Genomic DNA, 16,837 nt, shown 5'->3' on the forward strand with positions numbered 1-16,837 from the left:
TCCTCCCCTATGGCTCAAAGCCAGTTGATGTCGTTGAATCCACGGTCAACATAACCGCCCTTGGAGTAGCTCTCGCCTTCATATCCAAAGATCGGCCAAACCGCTTTCTGGTTGTAGAGGCCTGTTACCAGGCCACCGCGGATTTTCTGGAAAAAGGCGCTTTCCTCCATGTTGCGCAGGATATCCACCCGGTCGCGTTCCCAGCCCGTGTCAAGATATCCGGCATGGCCCCTGCCGCGTGCGGCGGCGTCCAGGACAGCGATGCCAGCCTCGATTTCATCGGAATGATCCGAATTGTCATAGCCTTGAACCGCGATCACATAAAACTCGTCCGCGATGCGGTCGTGCGGATAGATATCGCGTGCCATTTGCACAAGAGTCGCAAATGTTTCCGGCTTCAGGTTGCTAACTTCTGTTGCCCAGGCCGCATCCCGGGCAGCGATGAAACCGGATCCGATCACGAACGATGCACCCGCCACGCTGGCCCGCAACAGCAATTGCCTGCGGCTAAGGCCCTTCGGGCCGTCTGCCTTGTTCATTTCCTCTCCTCCCTCAAGTGATTATTTGAAACGGCCACCCCGCTCGAGAACCTCGATCTGGTATCCGTCCGGGTCCGCAACAAAGAAAAATCGTGCGACCATCTCTCCGGCCGGCGCAAATCCACGAGTTTTCTGGGATTGAGACCTTCCGCCTCGAAACGCGCATGTTCAGCGGCAAGATCTGTTACAGACACGGCCAAATGACCATATCCGTTACCGAGCTCGTAAGGAGCAGATTGCCCCTTGTTCACGGTCAGCTCGAGTTCGAAATCACTTTCCGGGTTGCTCAGGTAGACGAGAGTGAACTCCGGAAAATCCAGCCGATCCTTGACGCCCAGACCAAAAGCCTTCTCGTAGAAGGTCAGTGAACGCGCTTCGTCCAGGACGCGGATCATCGAATGTATTGCCTTGGCCAAAAGACCATCCTCCCGCTGCTGTGACTGCGAGAAAGGCTAGAAGGCACAAGCCCGGGTAAGGTGGTATACTTATACCACCGAGAATTTATTCTCCGGCTCAGTCTCTTCAAAGGTTCTGGACGACATGTCGTGCATGGGATTTCCGGGATTGAGCTCGATGAATTTCAGGCAGGCACAGCGCAAAAGGGAAGTGAAATTGGTCGGTTCTCCACGCAGCTGAAGGACCTCCGAATGCAGCGTGGAAATGAACGTCGGCGTCGAGACGTTGTCGCGTCGGGCGATCTCGTCAATGATCTCCCAAAACGTGTTTTCCAGCCGGATGCTGGTACTTTGTCCGTTCAGGCGCATGCTGCGGGTCTGGCTGGCATACCGTTCGGGATCCTGTCCCGCAAAAATCTGACACATAGTGTTCCTCCCGGTGTCAGTTTATCGGCCGGCAAACATTTCAAACTTGCAGGCATCAAGGTTCGCTCGCGATCGGTACCATTATTATCCAGAGATTGCCCGAGCGCCAGTGTCCTAAAGAGCGAGACGGGAGGCAGGACTCAGCGCTTGCTCAATCTGCCGGTCATGCGCAAGCCATCACGTATGTTCAGACCCATAAGGGTCAGGTTCAATGCGCCTGCAAGAAGTTCAACGGCCTGAACGGCATAGAACTCGGTGTCGAACTGGCCGGCTGAAGCTCTGCCTTCCAGAAAGAAGGCGCATGGAACCAGGATCAAAAGCCCGTTCCCTGCGATGACAGGCATGCGCCTTTTCTTGGCCATGGCGAGTGGATCCGTTCTGGTAGCGCCCATCGCCATGCCCGAGCCACCTGCAACGATCAGTGCCGGTATCAAAATGAACATGCCCATCAGGATGGCGGACTTGACCACGGCAACATCTGTGCCTGTCGCAAAAGTTTCCGAGATCACGGTCGAAGTCCAAAATATCAGGACCATGAGGAAGCCGAGGCCGCCAGCGGCGGCATGAATGCGGGTTTTCATCAGACTGCCTTTCAATGCAGGGTTTGGAATATCGAGGGGTATTCAGATTTATATAGCTTACTATATATTGTTGCGCTCCAGGCAATGCAAATCTAAAACGTCCTATGGAATTTGATCACAACACTTCAGCCGGGTATCTCATCAACCACGTGGCCCGTCTGTTCTTCGAAGGCCTGCGAAAGCGTATCGAACCCTTCGGCATTGTTCCCGGGCAGTTTCCCGCACTTCTGGCCCTGTGGCAAAAGGACGGTCAGACTCAAAAAGAGTTGGTCGAAAAGCTTGATATTGAACAGGCAACCATGGCCAACACACTCAACCGGATGGAAAGGGACGGCCTTATCCTGCGAAAGGACCATCCAACCGATGGACGCGCAAAGATCATCTGGCTGACGCCAAAGGCAAACTCCATTCGGGATGACGCATATAAAGCTGCCTCAACGGTCAACGAGATGGCGCTCGCCGACCTGTCCCCTGATGAACGGAAACAGTTCATCGACACCATGCAGCGGGTCATTCGCACCTTTCACAAGGACTGAACAACCTTGATTTGCCTATCTTGACAACCGCTGCGTTGGGATAGCGGATTTCTCCAGAGTTGCACTGCCTTTCCGCGCATTTTTGCCGAAAGCAGAAATCTCTCGTCAGACACTTGAATAGCTCACTATGCAATAGTATATAGCTAGCTATTCAAATTGATGAAAGGAAACGCCGATGGCAAATTTTGAAGAACTCGACCGGGTCGTATCACTGGCAGATCAGATGAAAGCGGAGGACGGTCCGATCGTTTTGATCAATGTCTTTACGGTAGACGCGGGAGATGAGGAAGCCCTCGTCGCAGCATGGTCTCATGATGCTGATTTCATGAAGGCTCAACCGGGATACATCTCAACCCAGATGCATCAGGGCATCGCCGGCAGCACGACCTTTATCAACTACGCGATCTGGCAGGATGTCGAAAGTTTCCGAAATGCATTCACCAATCCGGAGTTTCAACGCCGAATTGCCGACTATCCCCCCAGCGCTGTCGCCAAACCTCATCTGTTCAGGAAAATAGGTGTTGCCAATCATTGTGTCGCTTGAGACAGGCAGAGACCCGGAATCCGCACGGATATTGCGGACCGTCCGGTCTCTGGCGCGTTGGCATCGGGACCCCGTGTCAGGAAAGCAAGGACGGCCCCTCGCCCCATCGACCGCCCTTGGCAACAGACCTGCTTGATGCGGCAATCGCATAAGGTTCTGGAGACCGGGACGGTTGCGTTCGCCGCCCGGCAACTGGATGGCGGCGTCACGGATGATGCGGACCTTGCATGAAAACATCCATGTTCGGGACCAAGAACTGCCAGCAGTAGTAGACGTCAACAGACCATAAACCGCTGATGCGTGACCTGCATCACTTTCCCGCTATGCGATTAGCGTATGCTTTGAGCTGTAGATTTTGCGCGACCTGTATTTTCACGACTTTGTATTTGAACAGGCATTGCAATGACCAGCGAACCCCTAAGCATCAACGAAAATCCGAGGCTCCAAAGCGCTGCGCGGAACGCTCCCCCCATGTTCAAAGGCGAGCGCGGGCAGGCAGTTGCCATTCTTCAAAAAGCGTATGTGGAGGCCGGTTATCCGATGCCGGGTTCCATCCGCTCTGACGGTTCCGCAGACGGAATATTCGGCAAGGAAACCTACTCGGTCACGCGTCACTTTCAGATTGGGCAAGGGATTTCTGTCGACGGCATCGTCGGCCAGAACACATTGGGCGCCATGTCCAAATTGTTGGGCGGTACCGACCCGGGCAATAGACCGGTCTCCCCAAACCCGAACGCACCCGTTGTTCCGGTGCATCCCGGGGGTATCTTACCAGGTGGACCAACGGTTCCCAGGTCTCCGAGACCCTCCGTCCGGCCCAGCAAGCGGACACATTTCGCAGAAGGGAACATCGCAACCGGCTTCGACAAAACGGCGACGCCACCCTGGCAAATGGTACCAACATCCGGCAAACCGCTGAGCTCTGGAGGTGGCGGTGCGATCGTGAAGCTTTTCAACGGCGAAGGTCTCACCGTGACAAGCAACAACGACCTCATAAAAGTCCACGAACTTCCGATCAGTTTCAAAGATGAATGTCGCCGGTTCCTCCTCACCGGTGAAGTCGACGGCGCTCGCGCCATGATCGAGGCACGCACCGGTTCTCTGACGGTTGCTCGAATGGAAGCTGAAACCACCAAGCCATATGTGTTGACGGTCGACTTTTACATGGTGAGCGACAAGGTCCGCAAAACGTCACGCCCTGTCAGTGAGCTGGCCAAGCTCGTGAACGACACCAGTCAACTGCTCGCCCAACAGTGCAACATCCGCCTCAAAATGCAGTACACATATCCGGAATACAAGGTTGATGCCGATCTTGGCGAAGTCATTCTCGTGCGAGACATGCAGAAAAGATACGAGACGCAAGACGTCTATCTGATCTTTCAAGGTTGCCGAAACACTGCCGATCTCAATGTTTTCTGCGTTTGGGAATACGAGATGAATGCGGAAAATGCCGCGAAGGGCGATGTTCATACGGGCCTTCACTTCGGCCAGGGCCGCATCCTCATCGAGGACGACTACATTACCGACAGTGTCAACAAGAAGGTCGGCAAATGGACGCTTATGCACGAAGCCGGCCATGCCCTCGGCCTCAAACACAAAGATGGAACGATCATGGCGGATATCGGTCAGACCAAGACGTCATATCTGCGCAAGACGCAAATCCATAAAATGTGGAAGAGCGCAGGGAAAACAGCAAAAAAATAGGTTTACTGACGCGTTTGTTCTTAACTTGATGAATGAGAAAGGCTTGTTAAGCCATGTATTCGCAAGGGATTATTCGACTAAGGAACGCGGCGTGCAATTCTTCTCCGATCACCAGAGGTGAACGGGGTGCCGGTGTCGCGTTGCTCCAAGGCGCATATGTAGCACTCGGCCACGCAATGCCTGGTTCAACCGGGGCAGACGGTGCACAGGACGGGATTTTCGGCAAAGAGACCGACGCGGTTACCCGGCATTTTCAATCAAGACACGGCCTGGCAGTCGACGGTGACGCAGGAAAGGAAACAATCGGGCGCCTCAATTCAGAGCTCGGTGGGGCACTTCTCGACGACCCGGCACCCAAGCCGAATGGCCCGCACCCGAAGGTTCCCACACCGGTGACCCCGGATCCCCAAAGACCCGCTCCCAAACGTGTGGTACCTGTCCACCCGTTTCCCACACCGCCCCGCCCCAAGACACCTACGACGGACGGTCACCGGCCGCGCTTTGTTGCCGGCAGAGCGCTCAACGGATTTGATGGAAGGAGCGAGCCGCCCTGGCAGATGGTGCCCGCGAACGGAAATCGCATCGTTCAACTCCTCGGCGGGCAGGACCTCACGGTTACATCCTTAGACCCTGCCGTCACCGTAACGGAGATCCGGCCAAGGGCGATCACCAAAAGCCGGCTGTTTCTCCTGTCCGGTCAGCCAGGTCTCGTCGGCCTCAAGGACCGACGGATCGTTGCACGAGACGGCAGCGGTCAGGTCAAGGCGCAACTCCTCGTCGACATCGTTCGCGACTTTTCCGTCAAGGTGACATTCCACCTCGTACAGGACGAGCATGGGGGCTCGGTACGGTCAGCGGCTGACGTTGCAGCGAGTCTGGAAACTGCGAACCGCATACTCTTTGGTCACGCGAACATTCATCTCCACGCACATGACATCAGCCATGTCGATCATATCTTCGGCAAAGCAGTCAACTACATCGAAGCCAGGGAAAAGAAAGAAGACGATGCCGACGAGTGGGACTACCTCGACACCTACCGGGATCCCACCGCGGACATAAACGTATTTTTCGTCAATAACATTCTGACCTACAAGGAAGAGGCACAGAACAAAAAACTGGTGGCATACGGTGTTACGAGCGGCACGTCGCCAACCATCCTGATCAGAGATCCAACCAAGTACCGTCGCGCTTTCGCAGCAGGCGAAGTCCTGGCTCACGAAGTCGGTCACGCCCTTGGTCTGGACCATCCCGAAGCGATCAACCTGCCGACATTAGGGCCCGGTTTCATGGTCGTACCGATCGACCCACATTTTGGGCAGATCGTGGGTAGCAAGAACCTGATGATGCCGACAATCAGTGAAGTCGATGCGCACAACAACGTTATCAAGACAGACTTCACCCTGATCCGAGGCCAAGTCCGGAAAATGCACCAGAAAGCGACGTTGCTGGGCATTGCAAGCGCTCCCGCGCTCACAAACACAAATGTAGCGCTTCCCGGGTGACCGGGGACATCATCAGACACTCTGGCGTCTGCAGGGCGTACAAGGGTCACTGACGGGGGCCCCGTCGCCTTTTGCCAATCGTTGCATCGGTTGAAGCGGGCGGATTGCCTGCGTGAATTCGATAATCAGGAACTGTTTTCCGTCATCACCCCAACATGGATCTGAAGAGACCGGAAAGTACAAGGTCAACGCTTGAGAGCAGGAGGGCGGTCTCTCGAATAGTGTTCGCTGCAACAAACATCATGCAGGTGCCTGCTTTCAGTGGTCATCCGAGCTCCAGGTCTAGCCCGGTTTTTTTTATCAATGAAATTTGCTGCATGATCTCGTCGTGCCCTTCCGCGACCAGCAGGTTCAGAGAAGCCAAGTCGCTGATGTGATGGGCGGCCCGGAATCCAATTTTGTCCTTTGTTGCAACTGCTATGACCTTTTGTCCCGCCGCAATCATTGCTGCTTTGAAAAGAGCCTCATCGTAGTAGGGCGTCGTCAGCCCCAGTGCTGCATCAATCCCGTGCACACCGGTAAAACAGATATCGGCATGAAGACGCTGGACGGCATCCAGAACGGCGGCACCCGTCGTCATCTGGCTGCGTGGGTCAAACACTCCACCGAGCAGAATGATCTCAACATTCGGATTTTCACTCAGCGACGCCGCAATCCGAGGACTGTTGGTGATCGCTGAAAATGCCAATGTCTTTGGAATTTGCGTGGCAATCGCAAGGTTGGTGGTTCCTCCGTCAAATAGAACGACCTGTCCTTCAAGAACGTGAGCCGCGGCCAACCTGGCAAGCCGCGCCTTGGTGCCTGCGGATATCTTGTAGCGGGAATTGAATGGCTGCGACGCTGAAGAGACCGGCAGAGCTGCTCCATGAACACGTTGAATGAGCCCCTCAGCTGCCAACTCCCTGAAATCGCGCCGGGCAGAGTCTTCCGAAATGTCGAAGCGGGCGGCCAGCTGGGTGGTCGTCAACCGGCCTGATTCCTGTAGTGATTTCAGGATGTAGCGCCGCCGTTCATCCGGGCTAGCAGGTGATTGCATCGACATATCCTCTCGTTTATTGCGTTTTTATGCACGAATCGGCATAAATACGCAATGCATATTCGAACGCAAAATGGAGGCATAAACTTGAGTGATGTTTTGGTTTTCAAAGGGGACCTCGTCCTTCCTGATCGAATTCTGGAAGGCGGTCACGTTGCATGCAGAAACGGTCGGATCACCCATGTCGGCGTCGAAAACCCGTTCAGGAACGTTGAAGCGATAGAGGGGAAATACATATCTCCGGGGTATGTCGATATCCACGTTCACGGCGGTGCAAACGCAGACTACATGGACGGTGACAGCGATGCCGTGTTGACCAGCAACAGGTGTCATGCACGCCATGGAACAACGACCCTGTTTCCAACCACAACGACAGGGACCAGACAAGAGCTGGATGCAATGATTTCCGCATGTCAGGCGGTACAAAATTCCTGGCGATCCAGAGATGGTGCGCGGATCGCCGGAGTTCATTTCTACGGTCCATATTTTGCTGAAGACAAGGTCGGCGTGCATCCGGTCGAAGGTCGACGTGACCCTGTCCGCGAGGAGTATGAGTACTTTCTCAGAAAGAGCATCGTGCGGATCGCAACCTGTGCGGCAGAATTGCCAGGTGCTTTGGACTTTTACCGGTTTGCCCAAAGGTTTGGCTGTTTCATTACGTGCGGGCATTCCAATGCGCACTGGGGAGAGCTCGAACGCGGTTTTGCCGAAGGTGTCCGCCACGTCGATCACTTTTGGTGCGCTATGAGTTCAGTATCCTCTTTGAGAGCCCGATTTGGTACGCCGATGCGCGCAGGCATGGAGCAATACGTCCTGCACAACGAGGACATGAGCACGGAAGTCATCGCGGACGGATATCATCTCTCCGACGAACTTCTGAAATTTGCCTATGACATGATCGGTCAATATCGACTTTGTCTGGTGACCGACGCCAATCGAGCGCTTGATTGCCCGCCGGGTGAATACCGGTTTGGCCCGCAAGGGTCAGGAAGTATCGTTATCAGTGACGGGAATACGGTCAGCGACCCAAACGGCGGGCTCGCAAGTTCCATGCATGGGATGGATCACATGGTAAGAACAATGGCCAGTGCCACCAGCGCCCCCCTCCATACGACAATAAGGATGGCGAGCCTGACTCCGGCGGAACTTGCGGGTATTTCTGCAGATCACGGAAGTCTTGAGGTCGGCAAGACCGCTGACGTGTTGCTCTTGTCAGACGATCTTGAGATAGAAGATGTCTATTTGGGTGGCGAGAAGTTTGATCTCCAGGATGGCGGCAAAACTCCAGGCTGAACTGCGGATCCTGACCATTCACGGCGTAACATGGGTCATGCAATATGGACTTTAAGCCCTTGTTCACGCAATGATGTCCAAAGCCGCTCCAGGACGGAACCTGCTGCCGACACGACAGGTGCAGATACTCGCGCCTATGGTTTCGTTTGCGGGCACCGCCGGTCGGTTGCCTGCTCCGGAGCGGGCTACGCTGTGACCCGCCAATGAGATGTTCAGGGTTGCTTCACGGAGACCGGATCATGTTGCTGAGGACACTGACGGTTGTCGCTGTGCTTCTGCTTGCCAATCAATCGGCTGCAGAGGAGTTTGACTACATTGACCGGCTGTCGAACACGGTTACGACGACGCATGAAGCTGCTTACAAGATCAAGATCAGTGAACCCTTTCGGTCACTGGGAGAACTGCACCATCGTCAGGAGAGCAACGGGCACATGTTCCGGGTGTCTTTTTCAGCCTTTTCGAACGGATCCGACATCATCCTGATTCATGCCGAAACGCTGGAAGATGCGAGCGGCATGTTGAATTACGATCACCTTCCAGCCGGCGAGATCAACGGCGTCACGGTCGGTCTGCGCGAACAATGTCTCCCCAAGGAGGCAGAAGCTTCCCTTGCCGGCAATCGCGAAGCATTGTTCGCGAGGGATCAGGGGTTCGAACTTCAGCTGCCTTTCTTGCTGATGCAACACCTCATTGCGTCGGAAGACGGCAATGCGGAACTTGTCCTCTCCTATGGCCGGCACGTCGAAGACTGTGCTGAAATCTCAGATGCTTTCAGGTCCGAAACACAGGCACGTATAGCGCGCGCCATCGAACTCGAACCAATTCCGGATTAGCTGTCACCCCGGCCCGTATTTGCCGCCTGTTCCGCATTCCCACCATTTGCTCATCCTGCAAGATCCCGTTTTCGGCTTGATCTTGTATTGGGTAGCCGGATGTAAGCAGATCAGAGTTCGGTTTATGTGACCAATTCAGGCTCGGTGTAAATGCCCTGATGCCGACGGGCCCTGTCCGCCCAATATTCGACATCTATCCGAAAGCATTTGAAGCGGAATTTTGTTCTCTAGGTCGAGACGTGTGAAACGTTCTTGTCCGGAGAATAAATGTCCAGGATGTTCCAATGACCTGTGGTCGGGGTCGGGTTGTTGATCATAGGAACGTCCAGAACTGTCGGTTTGCCATTTGCAATCGCTTCCCGGATTGCCGGTAACAGCGCGTCGGCGCTGTCGATCCTGATGCCTGTCGCCCCGTAGGCGCGCGCAATCCGGGCGTAGTCCGGTCCATGTTCGGGAACGGCCGCGGATCCCGGGAAAGTCGTGCCATAGGTCAACCCGTAATGTGCCTTTTGCAGTCCGGCGATGGTGCCGAAGGCATTGTTGTTCATCACCAGCCAGATGATCCCGAGATCCAGTTCAACCGCCGTCGCCAGCATGGATGGATTCTGGCCAAAGCCGCCATCTCCTACAAGGCTGATAACGACACGATCGGGGGCTGCCAACTTGGCGCCGATTGCGCCCGGAGGCCCGAAACCCATCGTCGCAAAGCCACCGGGTGTCAGGACGGACCCGGGTGTCAGAATGTCGAACTGCTGGCCGACACCATTCTTGTTCCAGCCCACATCCGTCGTGATGATCGCATCGTCCGGCAGGGCGTTGCGTGTGTCGGCCAGAATGCGCTCCGGCATCATCGGAAAGTCAGCAGAGGTTGCCATCTCCCGATTGGATGCCTTGAAGTCCTTTCTGAACTCGTTGATTTTCCGAACGAGTTCGGGTCGTTCAAACCCGTCGGGATACATTTCCTTCGCAACGCGGCTCAACACGCGCAGAGCAGACTTCGCGTCGGCGACAACACCGATCTCCGTCGGGTAATTGCGACCGATCTCGGAGGGTTCAATGTCGATGTGAATGACCTTCGTGCCGGGAATGTTGAACGTGTAACCGGGATACCAGCTGGAACAGTCGGCTTCCTTGAAGCGTGTTCCCACCGCAAAGATGTAGTCCGCTTCCAGGCAGGACTGATTGACCAGGCTGGTTCCCCAAAATCCCGTCATGCCAAGTACGAGCGGATGATCGTCGCGCAAGGCACCCTTCCCCATCAGGGAATGGGCGACCGGCAACCCCATATGATCGACGAAGTCTCTCAGTTCCTCGCTTGCTTCTGCGAGCAGGACACCGCCACCGACATAGGCCACCGGGTTTGCAGCCTCTGCCAGACGCTTCACGATTGTTCGCGCGGTTTCATCGTCGATCGAGGGCTTCACCAGAGCCCGCGTGTTGGAGGCGATCCTGTCGAAGCTTTCAGTGGAAATCCGCTCGCTGAAAATGTCCATCGGGACGTTCACCAGAACCGGTCCGGGTTGTCCGCTTTCCGCAAGATGAAAGGCTTTCTCCAGGATTTCAGCCATCAGATCCGCCCGGTCTACACGCCAGGCACGTTTGACAAAGGGCCGATAGATCTCCCACTGCGCCGCATCGGCGTGCAGGTTGACTTCCTGATGCGGGTGCTTGCCGTAATAGTGGGTCGGGATATCCCCGGCGATCACAACCATCGGAATGCAGTCCAGTGCCGCATTGGCAACGCCCGTGGCACAGTTCGTCAGACCTGGAGACAGGTGGGACAGAACAACGGACGCTTTTCCCGTGACCCGCGCATACGCGTCGGCAGCGTGACTGGCGATCTGTTCATGGCGCACTGTCACGAAGTCGATCGGGCTTTCCGACAAGGCTGCCAGAACCGCAATATTGGTGTGCCCGCACAAACCGAATACGTGGCAGACGTTGCGGCGTTCCAGAAAATCGACGATGTGTTCCGCAACGGTTTTGTGTTGCATGCTGAGGGCATCCATCACGCAACCTCCCGACCGTAAAATTCACCGAAGAGCTCTTCGTCCGAAGGTCGGTCTTCCGGGATCGGCCGACTGACCCACGTGTAGTTCATCATGTGCTTCAAGGAGACGTTTTCGTTGGTGATATTGCCTCCCCAGATGCCGCACCCCAACGAACTTGTCATCGGCATGCCGTTGGTGAAACTGCCGGCATTGGCTTTGGACTGCGGCTGACGCACCATCATCCGGCTGACCGGCGCAAGCCGCGCAAGCCGGTCGATGTGGTCATCGTCATGGCTGTAAATGCCACAGGAATGCCCCTTGCCCCCGACCTCGTAGATCCGGCTAACCGTTTCGAGTGCATCGTCGAAGGTCCTGAAATGATAAAGCGCCATCAGCGTCGTGAGCTTTTCCTTGCAGAACCTGTGTTGCGGACCGATCTGGCCCTGGTTCTCGACCATCAGAAACGTCCGGTCGTCGGGTATGGAGAAACCGGCGACTTCCGCGGTCTGCTGCGGGCGGCAGGCAATGGTGGGAAATGTTCTATTTCCCTTTTCATCCCACATTGCCTTCTCAAGCAGCGCCTTTTCTTCATCGCTGCACAGGTAGCCGCCTTCGGCTTCGAGCGCCTTGACCATCTTTTCGTAGACGGAAGCCTGAATGATGATGTTGCCGTCCGCCGAGCATCCAGATCCGAAATCGCTCGTCTTGGACATTCTTGTGTTGCGGGCCGCGATATCGAGATCGGCGGTCTCGTCAATCACGATGGAAGAGTTCCCCGCCCCCACACCGAATGCAGGTTTGCCACTGGAATAGGCCGCCTTGACCATTGGCTTGCCACCGGTTGCGAGCGTCAGGTCACAGATCTCCATCAAATGTTGGGTCAGCGGAATGGACGGATGCGTGATGCACTGGAACAGGTCCTGCGGCGCGCCGACAGCTTTACAGGCGGAACGCAGAACGTCCGTCATCCGGGCGGTTGTCTGCCTGCTTCGCGGGTGCGGTGAGAAGATCACGGCGTTGCGTGCCTTGGCGGCATAAATACCCGTGACCGGCGGCGTCAACGCCGGATTGGTCATCGGGATCAGCGACGCGATTACGCCAGCGGGCTTTGCGTACTTGACCAGGCCACGAGCTTCGTCCACCTCCACGATGCCAGTCGATTTCTGACGCAGGGCATCCCGCAGGACCCCATAGATCTTGAAACGTTTTCCAGGCCGTCCAGCACGATCGCCAATGCCGCTTTCGTCAACACCCTGCTGCGCGAGTTGTGTGAAGGTTTTTTCATTGCCGGCATACCAGCCGATCGCCTGTGCCAGCCTGTCCAGGTCTTCCTGGCTCCAGTGTTCGATCTCGGCCATTGCCGCGCGTGCGCGTGCCAGCATGCCCGCGGCCAGGCCCCGGTCTTCTTCAGTGAGCTCTTTGCCCATAACTTTCCTCTTTGAATTGCAGGTGAACGAGGTCGGCAGCCCGGCGTTGCGACCGCACGGCCCCGAATTTCTGTTTGGCGTGTTGAAGACAGCGGCGGGCGTGTTCCTCGTAGCCGAGTTCCGCGATGCGCGCCGTGTTTGGAAGTTCTATGGAATAGTCGACGGGTGGCATTCGTTCGATGATGCCGGCAAAATCGATCCAGCCTTCGCCCGGATAGAGCCGCGCATCGCGCGCAAGCTGGATCATTCCTTCCCTGGTATCGGCGATACCCGGCAGGCAATCGGAAATGTGAAGGAAGTGCAGAAGGTCGGACGGAACGTGGAGCAGTTCACCTATGTCGACGCGGCTCAGGTGGAGATAAAGCGTGTCCACCAGAATACCGCCATTCGGCCTGTCGGCGGCCCTGACGATATCAAGCGCCTCATCGAGCGTCCTCAAACGGGAGAAGGACGGAAATTCCAGATCCACCGTCAATCCGTACGGTTCGGCCAGATCGCAGGTTTCGCCATAAACGTCGACCAGGAAATTCCTGTCGTCACGGGTCGGCGTCCAGGCACTCATGATCATGCGTTTCGCACCGAGTTCCCCTCCAAGTTCAAGGGCACGCTCGAAGCTGCGCGGATCACAATCTTCTGTGATCCGCGCCAACTCAATATCAAGGACTTTCAGACCTGTTGTTGAAAGTGCCGTCTTGGCGGCTTGTACCTGTGCCCGGTTGACCGGTGACTGTGTGAATTCACCGTCAACATGCATCGGGATCAAACGCGGTGAAACGGCGTCATATCCTGCCCGCGCCGCGATATAGATCAGCTCGGGAACCGTGGCGCTGATCAGCGTCAGGTGGGCGAGCGAATAAAGCGGTGTTTCCTGTATCGCCAGGACTTTCGCGGTCATGAATTGGCTCCGTAGCGCGGCTCGCAGATTTATCCTGCATTTTTAAAAATATCTGATATTTTTATATTTATCAAATATTTTTATTCGCCCGCCAAGTTTTCCCGATTTTGACCGGATCCAGTGACCACAATGTCTGATTAACTCGGATGTGGAGCCAAACGAGTTTCCGGCAGCAACGTCGGGCAGGCAAGCATTCCCTCACCTGCATCAAGTGGCACCGGCCGCACTCTCATGGAGATCCCGACCGGCAAAATCGGTGACGCGATCAGGTAAATTTCATTATATTTTTCAGTGAATTATCATCAATTTGACTACGTGTGGCCAGATCGAGTCGAAAGCCCTGAACAGGCTCACTCAGAATGATCCTCAGGATCATATTCAGGAAGGAAACGGGGTGGCATCGGCCCCTTGTTGCGGCCACCCTGGTTCATCTGTTCCCAGGAATGGGCAAGAATGCCGACGGATCGCGACAGACAGAACAGCCCCCGTGACAGTGGAGAGGGAAACCCGAGTTCGCAGAAGATGACGGCAGTGGCTCCGTCAATGTTCATGGCGATCGGAGTGCCGCGCGCACGTCCGAGTTCTGCCTGTACGGCTTCTCCGATATCGGCGTAAAGTCCCGATACGGTTCCCTCGCTGGCCGCCGCCCGGACCAAGGCCATCAACCGAGGTGCGCGTGGATCTGTCGGCTTGTGAAAACGATGCCCGAAGCCTGAGACGATCTTTCCGTATTCGGACCGCCAGTTGTCGAGGCCTTCCTGGACGGCATTGATAAGCACTGTTCCCTCATCAAGGCGCCTGGAAATGTCATAATAAAGTTCGGCGCATTGCTCGCCGGCACCGCCATGAACGTCGCCCAACATGTTGACGCCGGTTGCAATTGCGTTGTTCAGGCCCACTCCACATGTCGACGCCATCCGGGCGGCCGCGATCGAAGGCGCCTGGGGCCCATGATCGACTCCAGCAACGAGAGCCGCCTCGAACAGGCGCGCCTCCGCCTCGCTTGGCGTTCCGCCACGCACCATCAACCAGATCATTTGCGGAAAGCTGACGTTCCCGATGAGTTCCTCGATCGGTGTCCCGCGAAAGGCAATCTTGCCCGGCTCCATCTCTATGATGGACGTGCGCCACCAGTGCCGGATTGCATCCGCATCCGTGCTCATGCTTCGCTTCCTTCTCATTTCCGGTTTTCGTCTGCCCTGCAGATCAACATGACAATCATCTTCAATCAACAAATACGCCGCTGCAATGCTGTCTTCATCAAAGCGCACTTATGCCTTGCGCTGACACTTCAGTTGCGCCGCCAACCGCATCGACGCATTGGTTGCTCCGTATCCCTGGTAACCCGCCCGTCTCTCGACAATCTCGAAAAAGAAACCGTTGAAGATTGGCCGACTGTAAATCTGGAAATACTCGGCGTCTCCCAGTCGTTCATAGAGGATATTCCCGGCTCGCATTCTATCAACCAGCTCCGGATCCAGTGCATATCGGACACGCAGGTCCTCATAGTAATTCTCGGACACTTCGAGCCTTGCGAAATCCTGACCGTCAAGCGTCGCGGAAGTCTCGAATATGTCGTCCGTCAGAAATGCGATGTGCTGGACGCCGGCTCCAATACGATCCGCGAGGAAGGTTGCTGCAAATGTTTTCTGCCCGGCAGCACCATTGAGATTCAGCCTCAACTCTCCCTCCGGAGATTCAACGGGCTGAGAATGTATGATGCCCGACGGATCCGCCACGCTGACGATCTCCGATTTCCGCATGTCGAACGTCGTCGCATAATAGAGAAGCCAACTCCTCATTTCATCATCCGCCATCGTCTGGGCAACGTGGTCGATGCGTCTGAGTCCGGCCGGGGGGATGGCTGCTGTTTTTTGGACCGGTTCGAACTCGATGTCCCACACGCGATGCAGGTTGGACCTTTCATCGATGAAGTGAACGACCGACCCGCCAACGCCACGAATGGCAGGAATGTCCAGTTCGCCTGTCCCCACCGGTTGAGAATAGAGCTCCGTTCCCAGCGCCGTCGCACGTTCAACCGCCAGTTTTGAATCGTCCACCCGAATCCCCATGTCGCAAACACAGGGGCCGTGATTGGCAAATGCAGAACGCGCATAACCGCTTTCGTCGGAATTGACGACAATATTGATTGCCCCCTGACGAAGCAGCTCGACCGACTTGGCGATATGCCGCCGCTCCATTCTGAAACACATCGATTCCAGAACAGCCACCAGTTGCTTGTGAGTGGTTTCATCGACTGCGAATTCGACAAACTCGATGCCGCGAACCCGGCTTTTTGCCGGCAGACCGGGAGCCGGCAAGGAAATACCGGGCTCCGACCCGAAGGCTTCATCCAGCAAGGACACAAGCGCTCTGTATCCGTCACGGGTGAGCTGTTCGGCGCTCGTTGCCTGCCCCTGTTCTCCGACACGTGCGATAGACCAGGCTCCCTGATATCCAGCGCGTGCGAGCACCTTGACAAAACCATTCAAATTCAGCCGTCCAAGACCCGGCAACATGCCGAATTGCCGCTTCAACATCCTGATGTCGGTATCCAGGCGTGGCGCGTCGCTCAGCTGGACGTGAAAAATCTTTCCGCCGTCGAGGTCACGTAAATCCGCAGGCCGCCGCCCCCCCGCCAGGGAGAAGTAACTGTTGAGCGCGAGACCGAAATTCGACTGCCCGACTGCATCGACGATTTTGCGCGCATCGCCGTCGTGCGTGATCCGCTGTGCCCAGGGCAAGGCCAGATAGGCAAGCCGAATGTCACGATTTGCAGCCAACTCCGCTGCCCGGGCCAGGTCATCCGCAATCCTTGAAAATTCGACACCATCCTTCATGACCCTGGCGGATCCAACCAGCAGAAGGTCCGTGCCCAGAGCTCCCATAAGATCGAATTTCGCCTCCAGACGATCGAATTCAGCAGCCTGGTTTTCCTGCCCTTCCAGATTCCAGAACGGTTGTAGCAGCCCGATCCCAAGTCCCAGTTCCTGTGCCATCGCGCGAATGTCGGACGCAGAGCCGTAAAACCCGGTGAAATCGGGTTCGTGCAATTCCGCGCTCTTGAAACCGGCAGAAGCAATCGCCCGAAGTTTGTCCGGCAAGTCTCCCGGGACCGATGTTGTCGCCATGCAA

15 protein-coding genes and 1 pseudogene are annotated in these 16,837 nt (G+C 55.9%); 6 read left to right on the forward strand and 10 right to left on the reverse strand.

Features of this window, described 5'->3' with window-relative positions; all coding sequences use genetic code 11:
• Positions 1–14 precede the first annotated feature (14 nt).
• The 4 genes and pseudogenes from ACO6TI_RS26255 to ACO6TI_RS26270 form a co-directional block, all read right to left on the reverse strand.
• Positions 15–539 (reverse strand): Twin-arginine translocation pathway signal, encoded by a 525-nt coding sequence (locus ACO6TI_RS26255; RefSeq protein ID WP_104703705.1) that lies wholly within the window; start codon positions 537–539, stop codon positions 15–17.
• Between the two features lie 21 nt (positions 540–560).
• Positions 561–955: pseudogene (locus ACO6TI_RS26260) on the reverse strand (VOC family protein).
• Positions 956–1,024: 69 nt separating this feature from the next.
• Positions 1,025–1,360 carry a ribbon-helix-helix domain-containing protein gene (locus ACO6TI_RS26265; RefSeq protein WP_422383675.1) on the reverse strand — a complete coding sequence of 112 codons (336 nt, stop codon included), beginning with the start codon at positions 1,358–1,360 and terminating at the stop codon, positions 1,025–1,027.
• Between the two features lie 140 nt (positions 1,361–1,500).
• Positions 1,501–1,941, reverse strand: a complete 441-nt coding sequence (locus tag ACO6TI_RS26270; protein ID WP_422383676.1) for a hypothetical protein — start codon at positions 1,939–1,941, stop codon at positions 1,501–1,503.
• A gap of 104 nt (positions 1,942–2,045) precedes the next feature.
• On the opposite strand from ACO6TI_RS26270, the gene ACO6TI_RS26275 reads away from it, so the two are divergent.
• The 4 genes from ACO6TI_RS26275 to ACO6TI_RS26290 all read left to right on the forward strand — a co-directional run bounded on the left by ACO6TI_RS26275 (position 2,046) and on the right by ACO6TI_RS26290 (position 6,227).
• Positions 2,046–2,477, forward strand: a complete 432-nt coding sequence (locus tag ACO6TI_RS26275; RefSeq protein WP_108873717.1) for a MarR family winged helix-turn-helix transcriptional regulator — start codon at positions 2,046–2,048, stop codon at positions 2,475–2,477.
• Between the two features lie 175 nt (positions 2,478–2,652).
• Positions 2,653–3,021, forward strand: a complete 369-nt coding sequence (locus ACO6TI_RS26280; protein WP_029063243.1) for an antibiotic biosynthesis monooxygenase family protein — start codon at positions 2,653–2,655, stop codon at positions 3,019–3,021.
• Between the two features lie 402 nt (positions 3,022–3,423).
• Positions 3,424–4,725, forward strand: a complete 1,302-nt coding sequence (locus ACO6TI_RS26285; protein ID WP_422383677.1) for a peptidoglycan-binding protein — start codon at positions 3,424–3,426, stop codon at positions 4,723–4,725.
• Between the two features lie 53 nt (positions 4,726–4,778).
• Positions 4,779–6,227, forward strand: a complete 1,449-nt coding sequence (locus tag ACO6TI_RS26290) for a peptidoglycan-binding protein (protein ID WP_422383678.1) — start codon at positions 4,779–4,781, stop codon at positions 6,225–6,227.
• Between the two features lie 265 nt (positions 6,228–6,492).
• On the opposite strand, the gene ACO6TI_RS26295 is transcribed toward ACO6TI_RS26290, so the two are convergent.
• On the reverse strand, positions 6,493–7,263 hold the full coding sequence (locus ACO6TI_RS26295) for a DeoR/GlpR family DNA-binding transcription regulator (protein ID WP_422383679.1): 771 nt from the start codon (positions 7,261–7,263) through the stop codon (positions 6,493–6,495).
• Between the two features lie 87 nt (positions 7,264–7,350).
• Between ACO6TI_RS26295 and ACO6TI_RS26300 the strand changes: the two genes are divergently transcribed.
• Entirely contained in the window at positions 7,351–8,556 is a 1,206-nt protein-coding gene (locus ACO6TI_RS26300; protein WP_422383680.1) for an N-acetylglucosamine-6-phosphate deacetylase, read from the forward strand.
• A 239-nt stretch (positions 8,557–8,795) separates the two neighbouring features.
• Positions 8,796–9,389 (forward strand): hypothetical protein, encoded by a 594-nt coding sequence (locus ACO6TI_RS26305; RefSeq protein WP_281929414.1) that lies wholly within the window; start codon positions 8,796–8,798, stop codon positions 9,387–9,389.
• Between the two features lie 227 nt (positions 9,390–9,616).
• On the opposite strand, the gene ACO6TI_RS26310 is transcribed toward ACO6TI_RS26305, so the two are convergent.
• The 5 genes from ACO6TI_RS26310 to ACO6TI_RS26330 all read right to left on the reverse strand — a co-directional run bounded on the left by ACO6TI_RS26310 (position 9,617) and on the right by ACO6TI_RS26330 (position 16,833).
• Positions 9,617–11,383 carry a thiamine pyrophosphate-binding protein gene (locus ACO6TI_RS26310; protein WP_422383681.1) on the reverse strand — a complete coding sequence of 589 codons (1,767 nt, stop codon included), beginning with the start codon at positions 11,381–11,383 and terminating at the stop codon, positions 9,617–9,619.
• Positions 11,384–11,397: 14 nt separating this feature from the next.
• The gene (locus ACO6TI_RS26315) at positions 11,398–12,807 is read right to left on the reverse strand and encodes an aldehyde dehydrogenase family protein (RefSeq protein ID WP_422383682.1); all 1,410 of its coding nucleotides are present in this window, start codon (positions 12,805–12,807) and stop codon (positions 11,398–11,400) included.
• Entirely contained in the window at positions 12,788–13,702 is a 915-nt protein-coding gene (locus tag ACO6TI_RS26320; protein WP_104703694.1) for a sugar phosphate isomerase/epimerase family protein, read from the reverse strand. The genes ACO6TI_RS26315 and ACO6TI_RS26320 overlap by 20 nt, the downstream gene beginning before the upstream one ends.
• Before the next feature lie 350 nt (positions 13,703–14,052).
• Positions 14,053–14,865, reverse strand: coding sequence for a citryl-CoA lyase (locus ACO6TI_RS26325; protein ID WP_104703767.1), 813 nt, complete (start codon positions 14,863–14,865; stop codon positions 14,053–14,055).
• Between the two features lie 108 nt (positions 14,866–14,973).
• Positions 14,974–16,833 carry a bifunctional sugar phosphate isomerase/epimerase/4-hydroxyphenylpyruvate dioxygenase family protein gene (locus ACO6TI_RS26330; protein ID WP_422383683.1) on the reverse strand — a complete coding sequence of 620 codons (1,860 nt, stop codon included), beginning with the start codon at positions 16,831–16,833 and terminating at the stop codon, positions 14,974–14,976.
• Positions 16,834–16,837: the final 4 nt, after the last annotated feature.

It is taken from the genome of Roseibium album (assembly GCF_965233825.1).
In the GTDB taxonomy this organism is placed as follows: domain Bacteria; phylum Pseudomonadota; class Alphaproteobacteria; order Rhizobiales; family Stappiaceae; genus Roseibium; species Roseibium album.

Bases quoted from the DNA above. Each gene is read 5' to 3' on its own strand.
- ACO6TI_RS26255 (WP_104703705.1), bottom strand. From the start codon at position 539: ATGAACAAGGCAGACGGCCCGAAGGGCCTTAGCCGCAGGCAATTGCTG.
- ACO6TI_RS26265 (WP_422383675.1), bottom strand. From the start codon at position 1,360: ATGTGTCAGATTTTTGCGGGACAGGATCCCGAACGGTATGCCAGCCAG.
- ACO6TI_RS26270 (WP_422383676.1), bottom strand. From the start codon at position 1,941: ATGAAAACCCGCATTCATGCCGCCGCTGGCGGCCTCGGCTTCCTCATG.
- ACO6TI_RS26275 (WP_108873717.1), top strand. From the start codon at position 2,046: ATGGAATTTGATCACAACACTTCAGCCGGGTATCTCATCAACCACGTG.
- ACO6TI_RS26280 (WP_029063243.1), top strand. From the start codon at position 2,653: ATGGCAAATTTTGAAGAACTCGACCGGGTCGTATCACTGGCAGATCAG.
- ACO6TI_RS26285 (WP_422383677.1), top strand. From the start codon at position 3,424: ATGACCAGCGAACCCCTAAGCATCAACGAAAATCCGAGGCTCCAAAGC.
- ACO6TI_RS26290 (WP_422383678.1), top strand. From the start codon at position 4,779: ATGTATTCGCAAGGGATTATTCGACTAAGGAACGCGGCGTGCAATTCT.
- ACO6TI_RS26295 (WP_422383679.1), bottom strand. From the start codon at position 7,263: ATGCAATCACCTGCTAGCCCGGATGAACGGCGGCGCTACATCCTGAAA.
- ACO6TI_RS26305 (WP_281929414.1), top strand. From the start codon at position 8,796: ATGTTGCTGAGGACACTGACGGTTGTCGCTGTGCTTCTGCTTGCCAAT.
- ACO6TI_RS26310 (WP_422383681.1), bottom strand. From the start codon at position 11,383: ATGCAACACAAAACCGTTGCGGAACACATCGTCGATTTTCTGGAACGC.
- ACO6TI_RS26315 (WP_422383682.1), bottom strand. From the start codon at position 12,807: ATGGGCAAAGAGCTCACTGAAGAAGACCGGGGCCTGGCCGCGGGCATG.
- ACO6TI_RS26320 (WP_104703694.1), bottom strand. From the start codon at position 13,702: ATGACCGCGAAAGTCCTGGCGATACAGGAAACACCGCTTTATTCGCTC.
- ACO6TI_RS26325 (WP_104703767.1), bottom strand. From the start codon at position 14,865: ATGAGCACGGATGCGGATGCAATCCGGCACTGGTGGCGCACGTCCATC.
- ACO6TI_RS26330 (WP_422383683.1), bottom strand. From the start codon at position 16,833: ATGGCGACAACATCGGTCCCGGGAGACTTGCCGGACAAACTTCGGGCG.